Genomic DNA, 16,745 nt, shown 5'->3' with positions numbered 1-16,745 from the left:
CTGGGAGAGACATGATGAAATGGATGACACGGATGGCCCTGTCGGGCGCGGCGACCCTGGCCCTTGCCGCCCCGGCTCATGCGCAGCAGATGGCGGAGGCAACCCTGACCGTCGACATGGCCAAGCAAGGCCCGAAGATCGAGCCGGCCATCCAGGGCCAGTTTGCCGAACATCTGGGCCGCAGCGTCTATGAAGGCATCTGGGTCGGCGAGAACAGCCCGATTCCCAACACCAATGGCTATCGCAACGACGTGGTGGCGGCGCTCAAGGCACTGAAAGTGCCCGCGATCCGCTGGCCCGGCGGCTGCTTCGCCGACGAATATGACTGGAAGGACGGCATCGGCCCGCGCGCCGAACGGCCCAAGCGGATCAACACCCATTGGGGCTGGGTGATCGAGGACAACAGCTTTGGAACGCACGAATTCCTGAACTTCGCCGAGATGATCGGGGCGGACGCCTATATCGCCGGCAATATGGGCTCCATGCCGCCGATCGAGATGGCGCGCTGGATGGAATATATGACGGGCACCGTGCCCTCGACCCTGGTCGAGCAGCGCAAGGCCAATGGCCGCGAACAGCCGTGGAAAATCAAGTATTTCGGCATCGGCAACGAAAGCTGGGGCTGTGGCGGCAACATGACGGGCGAGCAGTCGGCCGTGCTGCACCGCCGCTATCAGACGTTCGTCAAGTCGCCGCCCGGCGCCGAGCCGACGATCGAGGTGGCAACCGGCGCGAACGGCGACGATGAAAAATTCACCGAGGCGCTGATGCGCGACGCGACCAAGGAGGTCCAGGCGCTCAGCATCCATTATTATACGCTGCCGACCGGCGACTGGGCGAAAAAGGGCCAGGCACTGGGTTTCCCCGAAAGCGAATGGGCATCGACCCTGCGCAACGCCATGAAGATGGATGATCTGCTGACCCGGCATATCGCCATCATGGACAAATATGATCCGGAAGGGCGCGTCGCGCTTTATCCCGACGAATGGGGCACCTGGTACGATCCCGAACCCGGCACCAATCCGGGCTTCCTGTATCAGCAGAACTCGCTGCGCGACGCGCACGTCGCTGCGCTGACGCTGAACGTGTTCCACCGGCACACCCGCCGCGTGAAGCTGGCGGCGATCGCGCAGACGGTGAACGTGCTGCAGGCGATGATCTTGACGGACAAGGAGAAGATGCTCCTGACGCCGACCTATCACGCCTTTGATCTGTACAAGCCATTCCAGGGCGCGACGCCGATCGACGCGAAGGTGGACGGCCCCCGCTATGTGCTGGGCAGCATCGACCTGCCGATGGTGGATTCGTCCGTCGCTCGGGGCGCGGACGGCAAGCTGTATGTCTCGCTGGTCAATCTCGATCCCAAGCGGCCGGTCAAGGTGCGCACCAGCCTGACCGGACGGGCGACGGGTCGGATGCTGACCGCCCCTGCCATGGATACCCACAACACCTTCGCCAAGCCGGAAACGCTGAAGCCGGTGGCCTATTCCGGCAAGGTGGAGAGCGGCAAGCTGGTGTTTGACCTGCCGGCAAAGGCGATCGCGGTCGTGGCCGTCGAGTGATGCGGATCGGGCGACGCGCCTTTCTGGCATCGGCAAGCATTGCGGCGCTTGCGGGGCCGGTGCTGGGGCGCGTCGCCGACCTGATCCCGCGCATCCGGGCGGTGCCTGCTCCCCTGCAGGCCGTCCGGCTGCTGCCCTCTCCCTATCTCGACGCCGTCAGCGCCAACATGAAGGTGCTGATGGCGCTCGATCCCGGGCGGCTTCTTCACAATTTCCACAAGAGCGCCGGCTTGCCCGTTGAGGGCGAATGCTATGGCGGCTGGGAAGCGCGGGGCATTGCCGGCCATTCGCTGGGCCATGCGATGAGTGCGCTGGCGCTGATCCACGCCCAGACGGGCGACCCGGCGCCGCGCGAGCGGCTGGCGGGGATCGTGCGCGAATTGGCGCGCATCCAGGCGGCGCATGGCGATGGCTATATCGGCGGCACCACCGTCGAACGCGACGGCAAGGTGGTCGACGGCAAGATCGTGTTCGAGGAACTGCGCCGCGGGGACGTCCGCTCCAGCGGCTTCGACGTCAATGGCGGCTGGGTGCCGCTCTATACCTGGCACAAGGTGCAGGCCGGACTGATCGAGGCGGTGCGGACCGCTCGGGTCGCGGAGGCGATGCCGGTGCTGACCGGCATGGCGGGTTATCTCGGCACGATCATCGAGGGGCTGGATGACGGGCAACTGCAAACGCTGCTCAAGGCAGAATATGGCGGGCTGAACGAAGCCTATGCCGACCTGCATGCGCTGGACGGCAATCCGCGCTGGCTGGCGCTCGCGCGGCGCATCCGCGATGCCCGGGTGCTCGATCCGCTGGCGCAGCAGCGCAACATCCTGCCCGGCCTGCACGCCAATACGCAGATTCCCAAGCTGGTCGGCCTAGCCCGCCTATATGAACTGATCGGGGAACCCGGCGATGCCATCGCCGCCCGCTTCTTCCACGAAACGGTCGCTACCCATCACAGCTATGTCATCGGCGGCAATTCGGATCGGGAACACTTCACCCCGCCCGACCGCCAAGCCGATTTCATTACCGACCGCACCTGCGAATCCTGCAACAGCTACAATATGCTGCGCCTGACCCGGCACCTGCATGGCTGGCGGCCCGATCCGGCGCTGTTCGACTTTTACGAGCGCGTGCACCTGAACCACATTCTGGCGCACCAGAATCCCGCGACCGGCATGTTCGCCTATTTCATGCCGCTCGCCTCGGGATCGCGGCGGACCTGGTCGACGACCGAGGACAGTTTCTGGTGCTGTTACGGCTCCGGCCTGGAAAGCCATGCCAAGCACGGCGAATCGATCTGGTGGCGCGAGGACGATGCGCTGGTCGCCAATCTGTTCATCCCATCGACGCTGGACTGGCAGGGCTGGCGCGTGCGGATGGACACGCGCTACCCCGAGAGCGAGCGGATAGAGCTGATTGTCGAGGCGGCCCCGCGCGGCGGCCAGACGCTGGCCCTTCGCCTGCCCGGCTGGTGCTTGGCCCCTGCCCTCACAGTCAACGGCGCTCCTGAACCTATCGGCTCGGACGCTCGACAGGCACGCGTCACCCGCACGTGGCAAAGCGGCGACCGGATCGTGCTGACACTGCCGATGACCGTGCGAATGGAAACAACGCCGGGCACCAGCCCGCGCATCGCCTATTGCAACGGGCCCATGGTGCTGGCGGCCGACCTCGGTCCGTCGGATCAGCCCTATGCCAGCCCGGACCCGGCGATCGTCGCGGAGCGCCCCGAACAGGCAGTGTCCCGGACGGACGGAAGGCTGGTGCTGGCAGCGGCACGTCCTGCCCCGCTGCCCATGGTGCCCTTCTATCGGCAATATGACCGACGCAGCGCGGTCTATTTTCCGCGCTTCACCGCCGCCGAATGGCAGGTCGAGGCGGATGCCTATGCGGTCAAGGCGGAACAGTCGCGTTTGCTGGCGACACGAACCGTCGACGTCCTGGAACTGGGCGAGCAGCAGCCGGAACAGGATCATGGCTTCGTGACCAATCAGGCCGACCTGCTGTCCTGGGGCGGGCGGGCCGGGCGTCAGATCTGGTGGGGCATCGGCAATTTCGCCGAGTTCGACCTAGCCGTCGCCGAAGGGCCGATGTCCCTGCGCGCGCTTTATTGGGGCGAGGAAGTGAACAAGCACTTTGCCCTGCTCGTCGACGGGCGGGAAGTAGCGGTCGAACGACGCGCCGATCCGTCGGTCAGCGCGTTCGTGTCGCGCGACTATCCCATCCCAATGGAACTGACGCGCGGCAAGGCCAAGGTGCGGGTGCGGATCGAGACGCGGGGCAGCGATGCGCCCGTCTATGAAATGCGGATGGTGCGCGCCGAACCGCGATAAACTTGCGGAGCCAATGCGGCGTCGGGCCGACGGAAGCGTTCCGTCGGCCCGGCGCGCCGATCAGTGATTGTGCCGCGGGACGCCGACCGTCTGGGCCAGCCGCTGATAGTTGACCGCCGGCTCCAGTACCGCGCCGGTTTCCATCTGGCCGACCACGGCACGCTGCATCTCCTGCCAGGGCGTCTGGTGCGGCGGGAACTTGTAGCCTCCCGCCGCCTCGAACGCAGCGCGACGCTCGGCCAGCTCCTCGTCGGAAATCAGCATATTGGCCGTGCCCCGGCCGATATCCACCCGCACCCGGTCGCCGGTGCGCAGCAGCGCCAAGCCGCCGCCCGCCGCCGCCTCGGGCGAGGCGTTCAGGATCGACGGGCTACCGCTTGTCCCCGACTGGCGGCCATCGCCGATGCAGGGCAGCGCCTTGATCCCGCGCTTGATCAGGTCGGCCGGCGGCCGCATGTTCACGACTTCCGCAGCGCCGGGATAGCCGATCGGCCCGGTGCCGCGAATGACGAGCAGCGTCTCTTCGGTGATGCCCAGCGACGGGTCATCGATGCGGTGGTGATAATCCTCCGGCCCGTCGAACACGACCACCGGCCCCTCGAACGCATCGGGATCGTCGGGATTGGACAGATAGCGCGCGCGGAAATCGTCGGAAATCACGGACAGCTTCATGATCGCACTGTCGAACAGGTTGCCGCGCAGCACGACAAAGCCACCCTTGGGGTTCAGCGCCTGATCCATCGGCCGGATGACCTTGGGATCCTCGTTCGCGGCGTCGCGGCAATTGTCGCCCATCGAACGGCCGTTGACGGTCAGCGCGCCCTGTTCGATCAGACCGTGGCGCATCAGTTCGGCCACCACGGCGGGCACGCCGCCAGCGCGATAGAAATCCTCGCCCAGATATTCCCCGGCCGGCTGCAGATTGACGAGCAGCGGCACGTCGCGGCCATGCTCCTGCCATTCGTCGATGCTCAGTTCCACGCCGATATGCCGCGCAATGGCGTTGATGTGGATCGGCGCGTTCGTCGAACCGCCAATCGCCGAATTGACCCGGATGGCGTTCAGGAACGCTTGCCTAGTCAGCACGTCCGAGGGCTTGCGGTCGGCATGGACCATTTCCACGATCTGAAGCCCGGTGCGATAGGCGCACTCCTGGCGGTCACGATAGGGCGCGGGGATGGCGGCGGCACCGGGCAGGGTCATGCCCAATGCCTCGGCCAGCGAGTTCATCGTCGTCGCCGTGCCCATGGTATTGCACCAGCCGGTCGACGGGGCGGAACTTGCCACCAGCTTGATGAATCCCTGCCGGTCGATTTCTCCGGCGGCCAGCATCGACCGCGCCTTCCACACAATCGTGCCCGATCCGGTGCGCTCGCCCTTGTGCCAGCCGTTCAGCATCGGCCCGACCGGCAGCGCGATCGCCGGGATGTTGACCGTGGCGGCACCCATCAGCATCGCAGGCGTCGTCTTGTCGCATCCGGTGGTCAGCACCACGCCGTCGATGGGATAGCCGAACAGCACCTCGACCAGGCCCAGATAGGCCAGGTTGCGGTCGAGCCCCGCCGTCGGCCGCTTGCCGGTTTCCTGAATCGGGTGGACCGGAAATTCCAACACCACGCCGCCCGCTTCGCGCACGCCCTCGCGCACGCGGTCGGCGAGCACGAGATGGTGACGGTTGCAGGGCGACAGGTCGCTGCCGGTCTGGGCGATGGCGATGATCGGCTTGCCCGACTGAAGCTCGTCCAGCGACAGCCCGAAATTCATGTACCGCTCGAGATAGAGCGCCGTCATGTCGGTATTGTCGGGGTCGTCAAACCATGCCCGCGATCGCAGCTTGCGTCCCTCGCCCGTTCCCGTCGTCGTCATTCACTATCCCCGGCTGCGCCATCAACTAATCAGACAAATGCCGATAGCGACTGCGCGAGGCAAGAGAAAGTCAGGATTATCCCGCAAGGCAGTCGATCAGCACATCGACATCGCGCGACGACTGGTAGAGACCGAGGCCAATGCGCAGCACGTCGCCGCGAACGTCGGTCATCACATCCTGCGCGGCCAGCCGGGCCTGGATCGACGCCGCATCCGGTGAGCGGATCGAGATGAAGCGGGCAAGCGGACCCTCGATCCCTGGGTTCAGCACCTGCGCATCCCGCAAGATCGTGTCGGGCAGCGCAGCAAGCACCCGCTGGCGCAACGTCAGCGCATGGCCGCTGATCGCGGCGGTATCCAGCCGCTCCCCCCGCAGCATGTCCCGCACGGCGACAAAACGGTAGAGGCCCGACGGATCGAACGTCGCGCCCATGAATCGACGCGCATCGGGGGCGTAACCGACATGCCCGGGCGGCAGCTGAACGTCCTCGAACTCGGCATACCATCCGGTCAGCACCGGGCGATCGCAATAGCCCGGGGGCGCATGCATCATGGCCACGCCCTCCCCCGACATGGCGTATTTATAGCCACCCGACAGGTAGAAGACGCGGTCGGCAACGGCGGACAGGTCAGTGTCGATCGCCATGAACCCGTGATAGCCATCGATGACCACCCATGGTCCGGCCGGATCGGCAAGCTGCGCCAGCCGCTGCCAGCCGGGCACGATGAACCCGGTTCCGAACATCACCTGACTGACATAGATCAGATCGGGCTTAAACGTCGCCGCCGCGCCGATCATGGCATCAACCATGGTATCGCCGACGGCGACGCGGTGGACGACGGCCTGGCCCGCTTCCTCCCACCGGGCGACCTGGCGGCGAAAACTGTGGAACTCGCCTTCGCTGGTCAGGATGCGAAGCGGCCGCCCGGCCAGGGCCGAGGCGATGCGGATCAGGAAATCATGGGTGTTGCCGGCGAATACCACCGTCGACGGATCGGGCAGGTGCAGTTCATCGGCGACATGGGCCTGGGCCGCTGGCCACAATTCGTCCATCACGCGGCCCCATTTGCGGTCAGCCAGACGGGCCGCATCCTGCCAGCATGCAATCTGGCCTAGATAGCTAGCGTCGGGCCACAGGTGATGGCTGTGGGCAGCGAAGTGGACCCGGTCGGGCGCGGCGGCGATGCTGCGCTGAAACAGATGGCGGTAATCGTTCATCGCCATGTCATCGCGCCGACGCCGGATCTGCGGCCAGATCGGGGATGCCCGGCGGCAGGCTGGCGTTGCGCCATCGACCGACCACCGCCACCACCGGCTGCTGGTCGGGGCCGGATTTGCGTCGCTGGATCAGCGATGCCCCCTGTTGCACGCTGTCGCCCACTGCAACGCGCGTCCGCACCCAGAAACTGCCCGAAGTGATCGTCACCCCTTCCGGCAGCGATGCCCCGGCCAACGTCAGGTTTTCCAGTGTCAGCGCACCATCCCGTTCCCGAACAGAGATGACCCGCTGGGCCAGTTCGGGATTGTTGATCAGGATGGCCAGCAATTCCTGCGATACCGAATTGACGTTGATCGTCGTCCGCCCGGGAAGCGCCGTCACCATGGTTTCCAGCCGCGCGCTCGCAGCCGGATCGATGCCCGCCTGACGCAGCGGCCGGATGTCGCTGATCGGGCCATAGGTGCGGACCAGGGCAATCGCCTGGACGACCTGATCCTCGGTCAATCCTGCGGCCTTGGCGATATCCTGGAACCGAATGGTTTCGATGACGTCCCCCGTCATCAGGTTGTTGAGGTTGAACCGACCCTCCGCATCGCCGATCGCCAGGCTGAATACCCCGCCATCGATCGCGACCGACTGTTCGGCAATTGCGGCCCAGGGTTCGCCAGCGTGATCGATCGTCGGCGCGTCGATCATGTCGCGTCTCAATGCCGTGACCGCGCTGGCCTCTCCCCCCCGCACCACCGCCATGGCGCGCGCCGCCTCGCTGACGCGCAGCGCCCGGTCCAGCGCCAGTTCCTCCCGGTTGATCATCAACAGCACCAGGCCGGATGCGATCGCGACGAACATCAGCACATTGACCAGGATCATGCCCTGCTCGTCCGCGCGGACGACCCGGTTCATGGCTGAGCCGCCGGGACAGTTGCGGGGCGTTCAGGCAGGGCGACGAGGCGCCGCAGCTTGCCCTGCGGTCCGGAACCCGGTGCCAAAGTCAGTTCCACCTCGACCGCGCGGGGCCAGGGTGGTGCCGTTTCCTGTTCCATGGGCCATCGGTCCACCCATCCCGCGCCCAGATACCGCAACCGCACGCCGGTCACGCCGCGCAACAGAAACTGGGATTGCGGACCGACCTGCCGGGTCAGCATGTCGCCGGACAGGCCGTAGCGGACGGGGACGGCCGGGCCGCCCAGCCCCGGTGCGCTGCGGACAAATGCAACGCCATCCCCGTTTCCGGTCACGTCACCACCGGCAACCGCGTCCAGATCGCTTTCGATCACCAGCATCGCCCGCTGCAGATCGGACAAGCGGCTGAGCCGCGCCTCGGTTCGTGCCTGCACGCCCAGAATGCCGTCGACCATCCCCAGCCCCGCGACCGCGATCAGCGCGAATAGGCCGAGCGAGATCATCAGCTCGATGAGCGTGAAGCCTTGCTCCTCGACACGCGGCTGGATCATGTGCCCTGGCTCACTGCCACCTTTTCATAGCCCGCGCCCGTTGCGGTCAACAGGGCGAACTGGCGGGCGCAACTGCCATCGGTGCGAAACCGGACCGGCCCGGTCACGCAATCGAACCCCGCCGGATCGAACAGCGCGGCGCGGCTGATCGCGCCCCCGGCACGCAGTTTGAGCGCAATGGTCGTCGCGTCATAGGCCAATGCGGTGACCGCGCCGGGATTGCCGCCGTGGCGCGCCTCATATTCGGTGGCGAACCCGCTGAACACTTCGGGATCGATACTGGCTAGCCACGCCCCGTTCAGCGCGGCAAGTGCGGCGGGGCGGTGATCCAGACCCTGCATCGTCGCCAGCAACTGTACGCCGGTTTCCCGCAATTGCCGCGCCGCTGCCAGAACCCCTTCCCCGCCGCCCGGGATCAAGACCGCATCCGGCACCTCGCCGGCGGCTGGCAAAGGCTGTCCGGCGGCAACATCGATGGTCCGCACATCCAGACCAAGCTCACCCTGAACGCCGATGGCGGCGGCGCTCGCCGCTCTGGACCAAGGGGTCTGATCGCCGATCACCAGCAATCGCCGGACGCCGCGCTGGCGGGCATAGCGTAGCACGGCCGTCGTCACCTGACCCGGAGTGATGCCGAACACATGCGCTCCGCTGACGCTCAGATCGGCGTCGTTTGAAAACGCGATCAACGGGACCGCCCCCGCCGCTGCCCCGGCCGCAGCCCGGGCCTCGCCCGCCGTCAACGGGCCAAGCAGGATTGCGGCATCCCGCTTGATTGCCTGCGCCGCCGCGCGCGCGGCCCCGGCGGCGGTACCGCCGGTGTCGAACGCCACCAGCTGGGCGTCGGCATCCTTTGCCGCGATTTGGGCAAGCATCGCTGCATTGTTCATGCTAGTGCCCAGCGCCGAATGCTCGCCGGTCAGCGGCAGCAACAGGGCAATGGGCCGCTTGTCGGGCTTTGCCTTGCTCTTCTGGGCGAACAGGGGTTCGGACAGCCATGGCAGCGACGACAGCATCAGGCCCGATGACAGGTGCAGCAACTGACGGCGGTTCACGCTCAACTCCGATTCCCTCACGCGCGGCGGCTCGGCGCACCCTTATCCGCTTCGCCGCCTGGGGCATAGCCTGCTATGCCGTCGCCATGGTGGCGACCATACCCGCGAGCGTTATATTGAAGAACCGGCCATGGCGCACGGGGATCGCGGGCACGATCTGGAACGGCGAGGTGGGGATCGCAGGCGGCAGCCGCGTCGAATGGGACTGGGCACCGCTGCGTTCGCTGACCAGCCTGGGTTTCGCCGCCGACTGGCGGGCAAGCGGGACCGATACCGATCTGGGCGGACGGATGCTCGCCCGGCCGGGCGGCTGGGCGCTGGATCAGGTCAGCGGGGCCGCCGCCTATTCGCTGTTCGGCGCGGCGTTCGGTGCCCTGCCCTTTCAATGCGACCTGGTCATGCGCGTCGACCTTGATCGACTGGCAACTGGATCCCAGGAGATGGCCAGCGGCAGGATCGTCACCGAACCCGGCCAATGCTGGGCAAAGGGGACGCCGGGCGCACCCGTGGCGGTTCCGGCGCTGCGCATCACCGCCGAAAAGGTGGGCGACCAAAGCCTGATCCGCGTCGTGCCGCAGGCGCAGCAGCGCCGGACGCTGATCGACGCGCGGCTGAGCGAAACGGGGCGGCTGTCGATCACCTTGACCCCGGATGGTGCCGCCGACCTGCCCTTTACCGGCCTGCCCGCCGGCGTCACGATCCAGAAACAGCTATAGCGCGACCAGGTTGTTCAGGTTGATGATCGGCAGCAGGATCGCCAGCACCATCAGCAGCACCAGTCCACCCATCACCAGCAGGACCAGAGGCTCGACCAGCGACACCAAGGTCGAGGTCAGCGCATCCAGTTCCCGGTCCAGCTCATCGGCCGCCCGGCCCAATGCCGGACCCAGCTTGCCGCTGGATTCGCCGGATGCGACGATGGCGACCAGCATCGATGGGAAAACCCCCGATTCCTGCATCGCGGCGCGCAGGCTGACCCCCTCGCGCACCCGCGCCGCGACGCCCAGCGCCGCTTCCCGCACATGCAGATTGGGGGTGACCGCTGCTGCGGCATGAAGCGATTCCAGCAATGGCACTGCACTGTCGACCAGCGTCGCCAGCGATCCGGCAAAGCGCGCTGCATTGAACTGGCGGCTGAACCGGGCAAAGGGCGGGCGCCGGTTGAACGCGCGGTGGACCCGCAGCTTGTTGGCCGGAACGCGTGCCCAGCGAGCATAGACCAGCGCCAGCACGCCCGCGCCGATCGCGACATACAAGCCATAGGATTGCAGGAACGCGCTGATCGCGATCAGCGCACGGGTCAGGAACGGCAGCTCCGCCCCCCGGCTGACGAACACCCTAACGATGTCGGGTACGACATACACCATCAGCAGCACCATCATGCCGAACGACACCGCAGCCAACAGCGCGGGATAAAGCAGCGCCAGCTGAATCTTCTGGCCGTTGGCGTGACGCCGTTCGACAAATTCCGCCAGATGCGACAGCACTTGCGACAGCGTGCCCGACTGTTCCCCGGCCGCAACGGAGGCGCGGTAGAATTCCGGGAAAACGCGCGGGTGACGATTGAGCGCTGCGGCGAATCCCCGCCCGTCCAGGATCGCCGCCCGCACGTCCATCAGCACGGCGCTGGCGGCGGGTGCGTCGGATTGCTGCGCCACCAGCCGAACGGCCTCCTCGACCGGAATGTCGGATCCGACCAGCGTGGCGATCTGCCGCGTCAGCGTTGCCAGCTGCCGGGCGGAAACGCCGCGACGGCGCAGCGACGGCAGGCGCAGGCCGGGGCCGCCAGCCCCTCCCCGCTCCGCCGCCAGGTCGACCGCCAATGGCAACATCCCCTGATCGCGCAGCATCGCACGCGCCGCGGCGGGGCTGGATGCCTCGACCACCCCCCTTTTGGTGGCACCGGCGCGATCCGCCGCACGATAGGCAAAGGCGGGCACGGAACTAGGCCTCGTCCCGCACCACACGGGCGACTTCCTCGACCGTGGTCAGGCCTTCGCGAACCTTGCGCACGCCATCCTCCAACAGGCCGGGTCCGTATTTGCGCGCCACCCGCTCCATCTGCGCCTCGGATGCGCCCTCATGCACCAGCGCCTGGAACTGGTCGTCCACGGCGATGACTTCATACAAGCCCGCCCGACCGCGATAGCCTTCGCCGTGGCACGCGTCGCATCCGACCGGCCGCCAGATTTTCTTGCCCGCCTTCAGCAACCCGCCGAGCAGCGCGGCATCAGCCTCGCTCGCCCGGTCCTCGCGCCGACAATCGGGGCACAACCGCCGTACCAGCCGCTGCGCCACCAGCCCGACCAGCATCGGCGCCAGCAGATAGCGTTCGACCCCCATGTCGATCAGCCGGGTGACCGATCCGATCGCGGAATTGGTGTGCAGCGTCGACAGCACGAAATGGCCGGTCATCGCCGACCGGACGGCGACGCTGGCCGTTTCCTGGTCGCGGATTTCGCCGACCATGATGACGTCGGGGTCCTGACGCAGGATCGCACGCAGCCCGCGCGCAAAGGTCAGGTCGGTCCGCGGATTGACCTGGGTCTGGCCGATGCCCGCCAGCTCATATTCGATGGGGTCCTCCACCGTCATGATATTGCGCTTGCGATCGTTCAGCCGGTTGAGTGCCGAATAGAGCGTCGTCGTCTTGCCCGAACCGGTCGGGCCGGTGACCAGCACCATGCCGTTCGGCTTTTCCAGCAGCCGCTCGAACACCGCCCGGTCGCGGTCGCTCATGCCCATCGCGGCCATGTCCAGCTGCAGATTGCCCTTTTCCAGCAGGCGCAGCACCACCCGTTCGCCGTGCTGGGTCGGGATGGTGGAGACGCGGGCATCGACGTCGTGCCCGCCGATGCGAAGCGTCACGCGCCCGTCCTGCGGCACCCGCTTTTCGGCGATGTCCAGCTTGGCCATCACCTTGATCCGGCTGACCAGTAGCGGCGCGAGCGCGCGCTGCGGCTCGACGATGTCGCGCAGCACGCCGTCGATGCGGAACCGGACCACCAGCCGCTTTTCCTGCGTTTCGACATGGACATCCGACGCGCCCTCCTTCACCGCTTCCAGCAGGATCGCGTTGATCAGGCGGATGACCGGCGAATCGTCGCGCGTGTCCAGCAGGTCGTCGACCGCCGCGACGCTGTCGGCCAGCGCGGCCAGGTCCATGCCGCCCATGTCGAGTTCGGCGGCGGTCGCCGCACTGCCCTCGCCATAGGTCGCGCCAAGGGCGGCATCGAACGCAGCATCGGCCAGTGGCTGCATGGCAACACCCGGCGCGATCCGCTGAACCTCGAGCAAGGCCTCCAGCGCGGCCCCCTCGCGGTGCAGGCATTCCGCGCCGCCGTCGCCGACGCGCAGGATGACGCCGTGCCGCCGTGCAAAGCCATAGGGGATCATCGCCGATCCGATCCGGGGCGCGGGAGCCGAAGCGGCCTGGGCAAAGGAGATGTCGTTCATTTCGCAAGCTCCACCGTGCCGCTGACCCGGCCAGGCGAGCTTGTGCGCACCAGATCGGCGCGAACCACGGAAAGGCCTGCCTGGCCCGTTACCGTGCTCAGTTGCGCAATCAGTTGTCCGTAATCGGCATCGGTCATCGTCAGGACGAACTGGTCGCCGCTTGGCGCAACCGAGGCACCGATCTGACCGGCTGCCTGCTGCAACAGCTGGTCTGGCGGCAGGGTCGGCTGCGCCTGAGTCGGGTCCAGCCGTCCTGCGGCCAGCATCCGGGCGTTCAGCGTTTCATAGAGGCGGATGTCCGCCAGTGCATCGGCGCGGGCAGCCTGCAACGGCTTGATGATCAGAAAAATCAGGACGGCCACCGCCAGAATGACTGCAAGCACGCTGACTGCCTGTCGCTCGCGGGTCGAACGTCCGGCCCACCACCGGTCGAACGCGATCAGCGCGCGGTCCAGCGTTGGCATCTGCCGTGCAATTACCGTCCGCATCATGCCCCCGAAGTCACCGTCACCGCACCCGCCCCGTCGCTGATCGCCGTGCCCGCGACCGATGCTGCCCGCAAGGATCGCTCGATCCCGCCCGCCAGCGCCGCATCGCCATCGATGACCAGGATCATGGCATCGCCCTGCAACCGGACGCTGCGCACGCTGCCCGCCGGCACGACGGGTTGCAAGGCTGCGGCCAGGCGGCTCAGTTTTGGCAGGAACCGGTCATTCCCGCCCCCGCTGCCGGGCGCTGGCAACATCGCCGTCACCCGGTCGGCCAGATCGCCGTCGACCGGCGTGCCCGGTGCGAATTGCTGAACGAGCACGCGGGTATCAGCCGCCCTTCGTTCCGCGATGACGCGCGTCATCGCCGTGTCCGCCCCGGCAATGGCCACATGCGCCCCGACGCCGATCGCCAGGATCCAGAACAGCCGCCGCAGGTGCGGGTCGGCGACCGACTGGCGCGGCCACGCCCCCTGGCGCAGATCAAGCCCTGGACTGGCCAACGCCACCGATGGTTCTGCAGCGGTAAGCACCTTAGCCAATGCCGCGAGTTCCGGCGGCAATTGATCGCCATCAGCCAGCACCGCCGGAGCACCGGCCGCCCGCCATGCCGGGGTCAGCGCCTGCACGGGGAGCGCAAAGGCCGCTCCCTCGCCGTCCCTGACCAATGCACGCTGACCATCCATGCCGATGGCCCATTCTCCGGTCGGTGGTTCCGGCAACGCCAGCGCATCAGGCACCATCGCTGCATGGCCAAGCCCGGCCGCATCGGCCAGCGCCGTCCATTCCCGCATCACCGCATGGCGAACCACGCCGACCCGGTATCGGTCACCGCCAATGCCCGGCCCCATCGCCAGGTGCACGGCATCCAGCGGGTCGGCAATCCGGTCCTCGATGGCATAGGGCAATGCCTCCAGCCGCTTCGCGGCCGAACGAATGGGCAGTTCCACCACCAGCACCCGCACCGATTCGGTGGGGACAAGCAGCGTTGCAGGGCCGTCGCAAACGGCTATGATCGATCCGTCGGCGGTCAGCCGCCACACCCCGTCCGCCCGCTTTTGCGTCGTTCCGGCGTTTGATGGCGTATCTAGAGGGTGGGCGGCCATGGCTGTCACATTGCTTTCACGGATCAAACGCATGGGGCGGGGATGCACATAGTATTGAAACAGTTCCATGACAGCGTGGCAAAGCTGCGCAAGGCCCGCAAGTCGAACCCGCTTCCCGCTGCCGGCGAAACCGGCCTGACGCTGGTGGAAATGATCGTCGTTCTGGCAATTATCGCGCTGGTTGCGGCGCTGATCGTGCCTAACGTCATCGGGCGGCCCGATCAGGCGCGGGTGACGACGACCCAGACGAACCTGACCAGCGTGTCGGGCGCCCTCAAGCTCTACCGCCTCGACAACGGGCAATATCCGACGACCGCCCAGGGTTTGAAGGCGCTGGTCGAACGCCCGACGGTCCCGCCGCTTGCGAACAACTGGCCGGATGGGGGCTATCTGTCGGCACCTGCGGTGGACGCGTGGCAGAACCCGCTGGTCTATGAATCCGACGGCCGCAGCTATGAGGTGAAGTCGCTGGGCGCCGATGGCCAGCCCGGCGGCGAAGGGATGGACGCGGACATCAGCAGCGGCAAGCGCAACTGATCCGATGAGCGGGGGGGACCTGATCAGCCGGCGCCCCCCGCCCCGTGCGGGCGAGGCGGGCATGACGTTGATCGAAATGCTAATCGTCCTTGCGATCATCGCTGTCGCCGCCGGTGCCGTGACCCTGGGCATCGGCGCGGCCAGCCGGACGCCGAACGTCGAAACCGAGGCGCGCAGGCTTGCCGGACGCATTCAGGCGGCATCCGACGACGCGATGCTCGGCGACCGGATCATCGCCCTAACGATCCGCGACGATGGCTATGCGTTTTCGACGATGGAGCCTGATGGCCGCTGGCGGGAACGGACCGACGACGCGCTCGCCTTTCATCAGGTGCCGGGCGGAATGGCCATCGAACTGGACACCGCGCCGCCGATTGTCCTGAACGGCAGCGGCATGGGCAAGCCGGTAACGGCAACGGTCGAAAGCGGCGATCAACGCTGGCGAATCGTCTATGACGGCCTGATCGCGGTCGCACTGCCCGCCGAACAGGTCCCGGCGCTGTGACCGCCGACCCCACCGAACAGGGCTTTTCGCTGATCGAGGCGCTGGTAGCGCTCGCAGTGCTGGCCATCGCCACGGTCGGGCTGGTCCGCACGGTGGAGACGCATATCGATTCGACCCGCGCGATGGAGCGCCGGGCGGCCGCCTTGTGGGTCGCGGAAAACCGGCTGGCCGAACTGTCGCTGGGCATTGCCCCTGCCGGGGACGAACCCGTCGAGATGATGGGCCAGCAATGGCAGGCGCAGGTCACCTGGCAGGGGACCAGCGACCCGATGCTCGACCGCGTCCGGATCACGGTATCGCCCGCCGGGGAACAGGGATCGCTTGCATCGCTCGACGGCTTCGTCATGAAGGCGGCGCAATGACGCTGTTCCCGCCCCTGACCGATGCCCGAAAGCGGCGTGCGCTCGACTTGTTGACCGGGGCGGTGGTGCTGTCGGTCGCGGTCGCGCTAGCGGGGCTGACGTGGCGGATTGCGGGCCATGCCGGAACCGGTGCGGTGACCGTTCCCGGCGGTGTCGCACGCCCGGCAAACGCGCGCCCCGATATTGCCCCGGCACTCGCATTCGCACCCTTTGGCCAGGCCAATCCCGCCGATGCTGCCCAGCCGACCACGATCGCCGCCACGCTGAAGGGCGTGATCTTTGCCCGGCCCGACGCCCTGTCACGGGTCATCGTCCAGATTGGCGATCAGCCCGCGCGCGAATATGCCATCGGCCAATCGCTTGGCGGCGCGCAGATCACGGCGATCCTGCGCGATCGCGCCATCCTGAACAATGGCGGGCGCATCGAATATCTCGCGCTGCCCGATCCCTTTGCCCGGCCGGCGTCCGCGACCGACGCGGCGGCTGCCCCGGCCCAGCCGGCCGGTCAGTCGCCCATTGCCGCCCCGCCCGGCGACGCCGCCGGGTCGCCCGATGCCCAGCGGGTGCAGGCGATCCTGTCCAAGATCCAGGCCAGCCCGGTGCAGGGCGGCTTCGTCGTCGGCGCAGCAGGCCTGCCGGGGCTTCAGCCCGGCGACCTCATCCGCAGCATCAACCGGCAACCACTCAGCGACGCCAATTCGGCCAATACCGCCATGGCCGGTGCGATCCAGCGGGGCAGTGCCGATGTCGAAATCCAGCGTGACGGCCAAACCGTCATCGTCACCATCCCCATCCAATAGAGTTTCC

At 67.1% G+C, this 16,745-nt stretch carries 16 protein-coding genes; 7 read left to right on the top strand and 9 right to left on the bottom strand.

What is annotated here, in order from left to right:
* Positions 1–11 precede the first annotated feature (11 nt).
* A complete protein-coding gene (locus tag ACPVPU_RS09435; RefSeq protein WP_448657687.1) occupies positions 12–1,562 on the top strand; it encodes an alpha-N-arabinofuranosidase in 1,551 nt (516 codons plus the stop codon).
* Positions 1,562–3,889: a beta-L-arabinofuranosidase domain-containing protein gene (locus ACPVPU_RS09430; RefSeq protein WP_448657686.1), complete on the top strand. Its 2,328-nt coding sequence runs from the start codon at positions 1,562–1,564 to the stop codon at positions 3,887–3,889. Before ACPVPU_RS09435 ends, ACPVPU_RS09430 begins: the two co-directional genes overlap by 1 nt.
* Before the next feature lie 60 nt (positions 3,890–3,949).
* Here ACPVPU_RS09430 and ACPVPU_RS09425 read toward each other — a convergent pair whose 3' ends face one another.
* The 5 genes from ACPVPU_RS09425 to ACPVPU_RS09405 form a co-directional block, all read right to left on the bottom strand.
* Positions 3,950–5,755, bottom strand: coding sequence for an IlvD/Edd family dehydratase (locus ACPVPU_RS09425; protein ID WP_448657685.1), 1,806 nt, complete (start codon positions 5,753–5,755; stop codon positions 3,950–3,952).
* Positions 5,756–5,831: 76 nt separating this feature from the next.
* Positions 5,832–6,974 carry an aminotransferase class V-fold PLP-dependent enzyme gene (locus ACPVPU_RS09420; protein ID WP_448657684.1) on the bottom strand — a complete coding sequence of 381 codons (1,143 nt, stop codon included), beginning with the start codon at positions 6,972–6,974 and terminating at the stop codon, positions 5,832–5,834.
* 7 nt (positions 6,975–6,981) lie between these two features.
* Positions 6,982–7,878, bottom strand: a complete 897-nt coding sequence (locus ACPVPU_RS09415; RefSeq protein ID WP_448657683.1) for a general secretion pathway protein GspK — start codon at positions 7,876–7,878, stop codon at positions 6,982–6,984.
* Entirely contained in the window at positions 7,875–8,429 is a 555-nt protein-coding gene (locus ACPVPU_RS09410; protein ID WP_448657682.1) for a type II secretion system protein GspJ, read from the bottom strand. The genes ACPVPU_RS09415 and ACPVPU_RS09410 overlap by 4 nt, the downstream gene beginning before the upstream one ends.
* The gene (locus ACPVPU_RS09405; protein WP_448660484.1) at positions 8,426–9,484 is read right to left on the bottom strand and encodes a penicillin-binding protein activator; all 1,059 of its coding nucleotides are present in this window, start codon (positions 9,482–9,484) and stop codon (positions 8,426–8,428) included. The genes ACPVPU_RS09410 and ACPVPU_RS09405 overlap by 4 nt, the downstream gene beginning before the upstream one ends.
* Positions 9,485–9,600: 116 nt before the next feature.
* On the opposite strand from ACPVPU_RS09405, the gene gspN reads away from it, so the two are divergent.
* Positions 9,601–10,200, top strand: a complete 600-nt coding sequence (gspN, locus tag ACPVPU_RS09400) for a type II secretion system protein N (protein ID WP_448657681.1) — start codon at positions 9,601–9,603, stop codon at positions 10,198–10,200.
* On the opposite strand, the gene gspF is transcribed toward gspN, so the two are convergent.
* From gspF to gspL, 4 genes are read right to left on the bottom strand one after another with little or no spacing between them, the layout of a single operon-like run.
* A complete protein-coding gene (gene gspF / locus ACPVPU_RS09395) occupies positions 10,195–11,424 on the bottom strand; it encodes a type II secretion system inner membrane protein GspF (RefSeq protein WP_448657680.1) in 1,230 nt (409 codons plus the stop codon). The genes gspN and gspF overlap by 6 nt on opposite strands.
* A gap of 4 nt (positions 11,425–11,428) precedes the next feature.
* Positions 11,429–12,880, bottom strand: a complete 1,452-nt coding sequence (gene gspE, locus ACPVPU_RS09390; RefSeq protein WP_448660482.1) for a type II secretion system ATPase GspE — start codon at positions 12,878–12,880, stop codon at positions 11,429–11,431.
* Positions 12,881–12,936: 56 nt separating this feature from the next.
* Complete coding sequence (gene gspM / locus ACPVPU_RS09385; protein ID WP_448657679.1) at positions 12,937–13,404, bottom strand: type II secretion system protein GspM; 468 nt, start codon at positions 13,402–13,404, stop codon at positions 12,937–12,939.
* A 23-nt stretch (positions 13,405–13,427) separates the two neighbouring features.
* On the bottom strand, positions 13,428–14,534 hold the full coding sequence (gene gspL, locus ACPVPU_RS09380; protein ID WP_448657678.1) for a type II secretion system protein GspL: 1,107 nt from the start codon (positions 14,532–14,534) through the stop codon (positions 13,428–13,430).
* Between the two features lie 42 nt (positions 14,535–14,576).
* Here gspL and gspG point away from each other — a divergent pair, with 42 nt between their 5' ends.
* The 4 genes from gspG to ACPVPU_RS09360 are packed head-to-tail and all read left to right on the top strand — an operon-like array spanning position 14,577 to position 16,738.
* Positions 14,577–15,071, top strand: a complete 495-nt coding sequence (gene gspG / locus ACPVPU_RS09375; RefSeq protein WP_448657677.1) for a type II secretion system major pseudopilin GspG — start codon at positions 14,577–14,579, stop codon at positions 15,069–15,071.
* Positions 15,072–15,075: 4 nt separating this feature from the next.
* Positions 15,076–15,576, top strand: coding sequence for a GspH/FimT family pseudopilin (locus tag ACPVPU_RS09370; protein ID WP_448657676.1), 501 nt, complete (start codon positions 15,076–15,078; stop codon positions 15,574–15,576).
* Entirely contained in the window at positions 15,573–15,938 is a 366-nt protein-coding gene (gene gspI / locus ACPVPU_RS09365; RefSeq protein ID WP_448657675.1) for a type II secretion system minor pseudopilin GspI, read from the top strand. The genes ACPVPU_RS09370 and gspI overlap by 4 nt, the downstream gene beginning before the upstream one ends.
* Positions 15,935–16,738: a type II secretion system protein N gene (locus ACPVPU_RS09360; protein WP_448657674.1), complete on the top strand. Its 804-nt coding sequence runs from the start codon at positions 15,935–15,937 to the stop codon at positions 16,736–16,738. The genes gspI and ACPVPU_RS09360 overlap by 4 nt, the downstream gene beginning before the upstream one ends.
* The last annotated feature ends 7 nt before the right edge of the window (positions 16,739–16,745 follow it).

This window comes from Sphingomonas paludis (genome assembly GCF_053502515.1).
The sequence above is the reverse complement of the archived record's forward strand: the minus strand, read 5'-3'. Positions and strand labels throughout refer to the sequence as shown.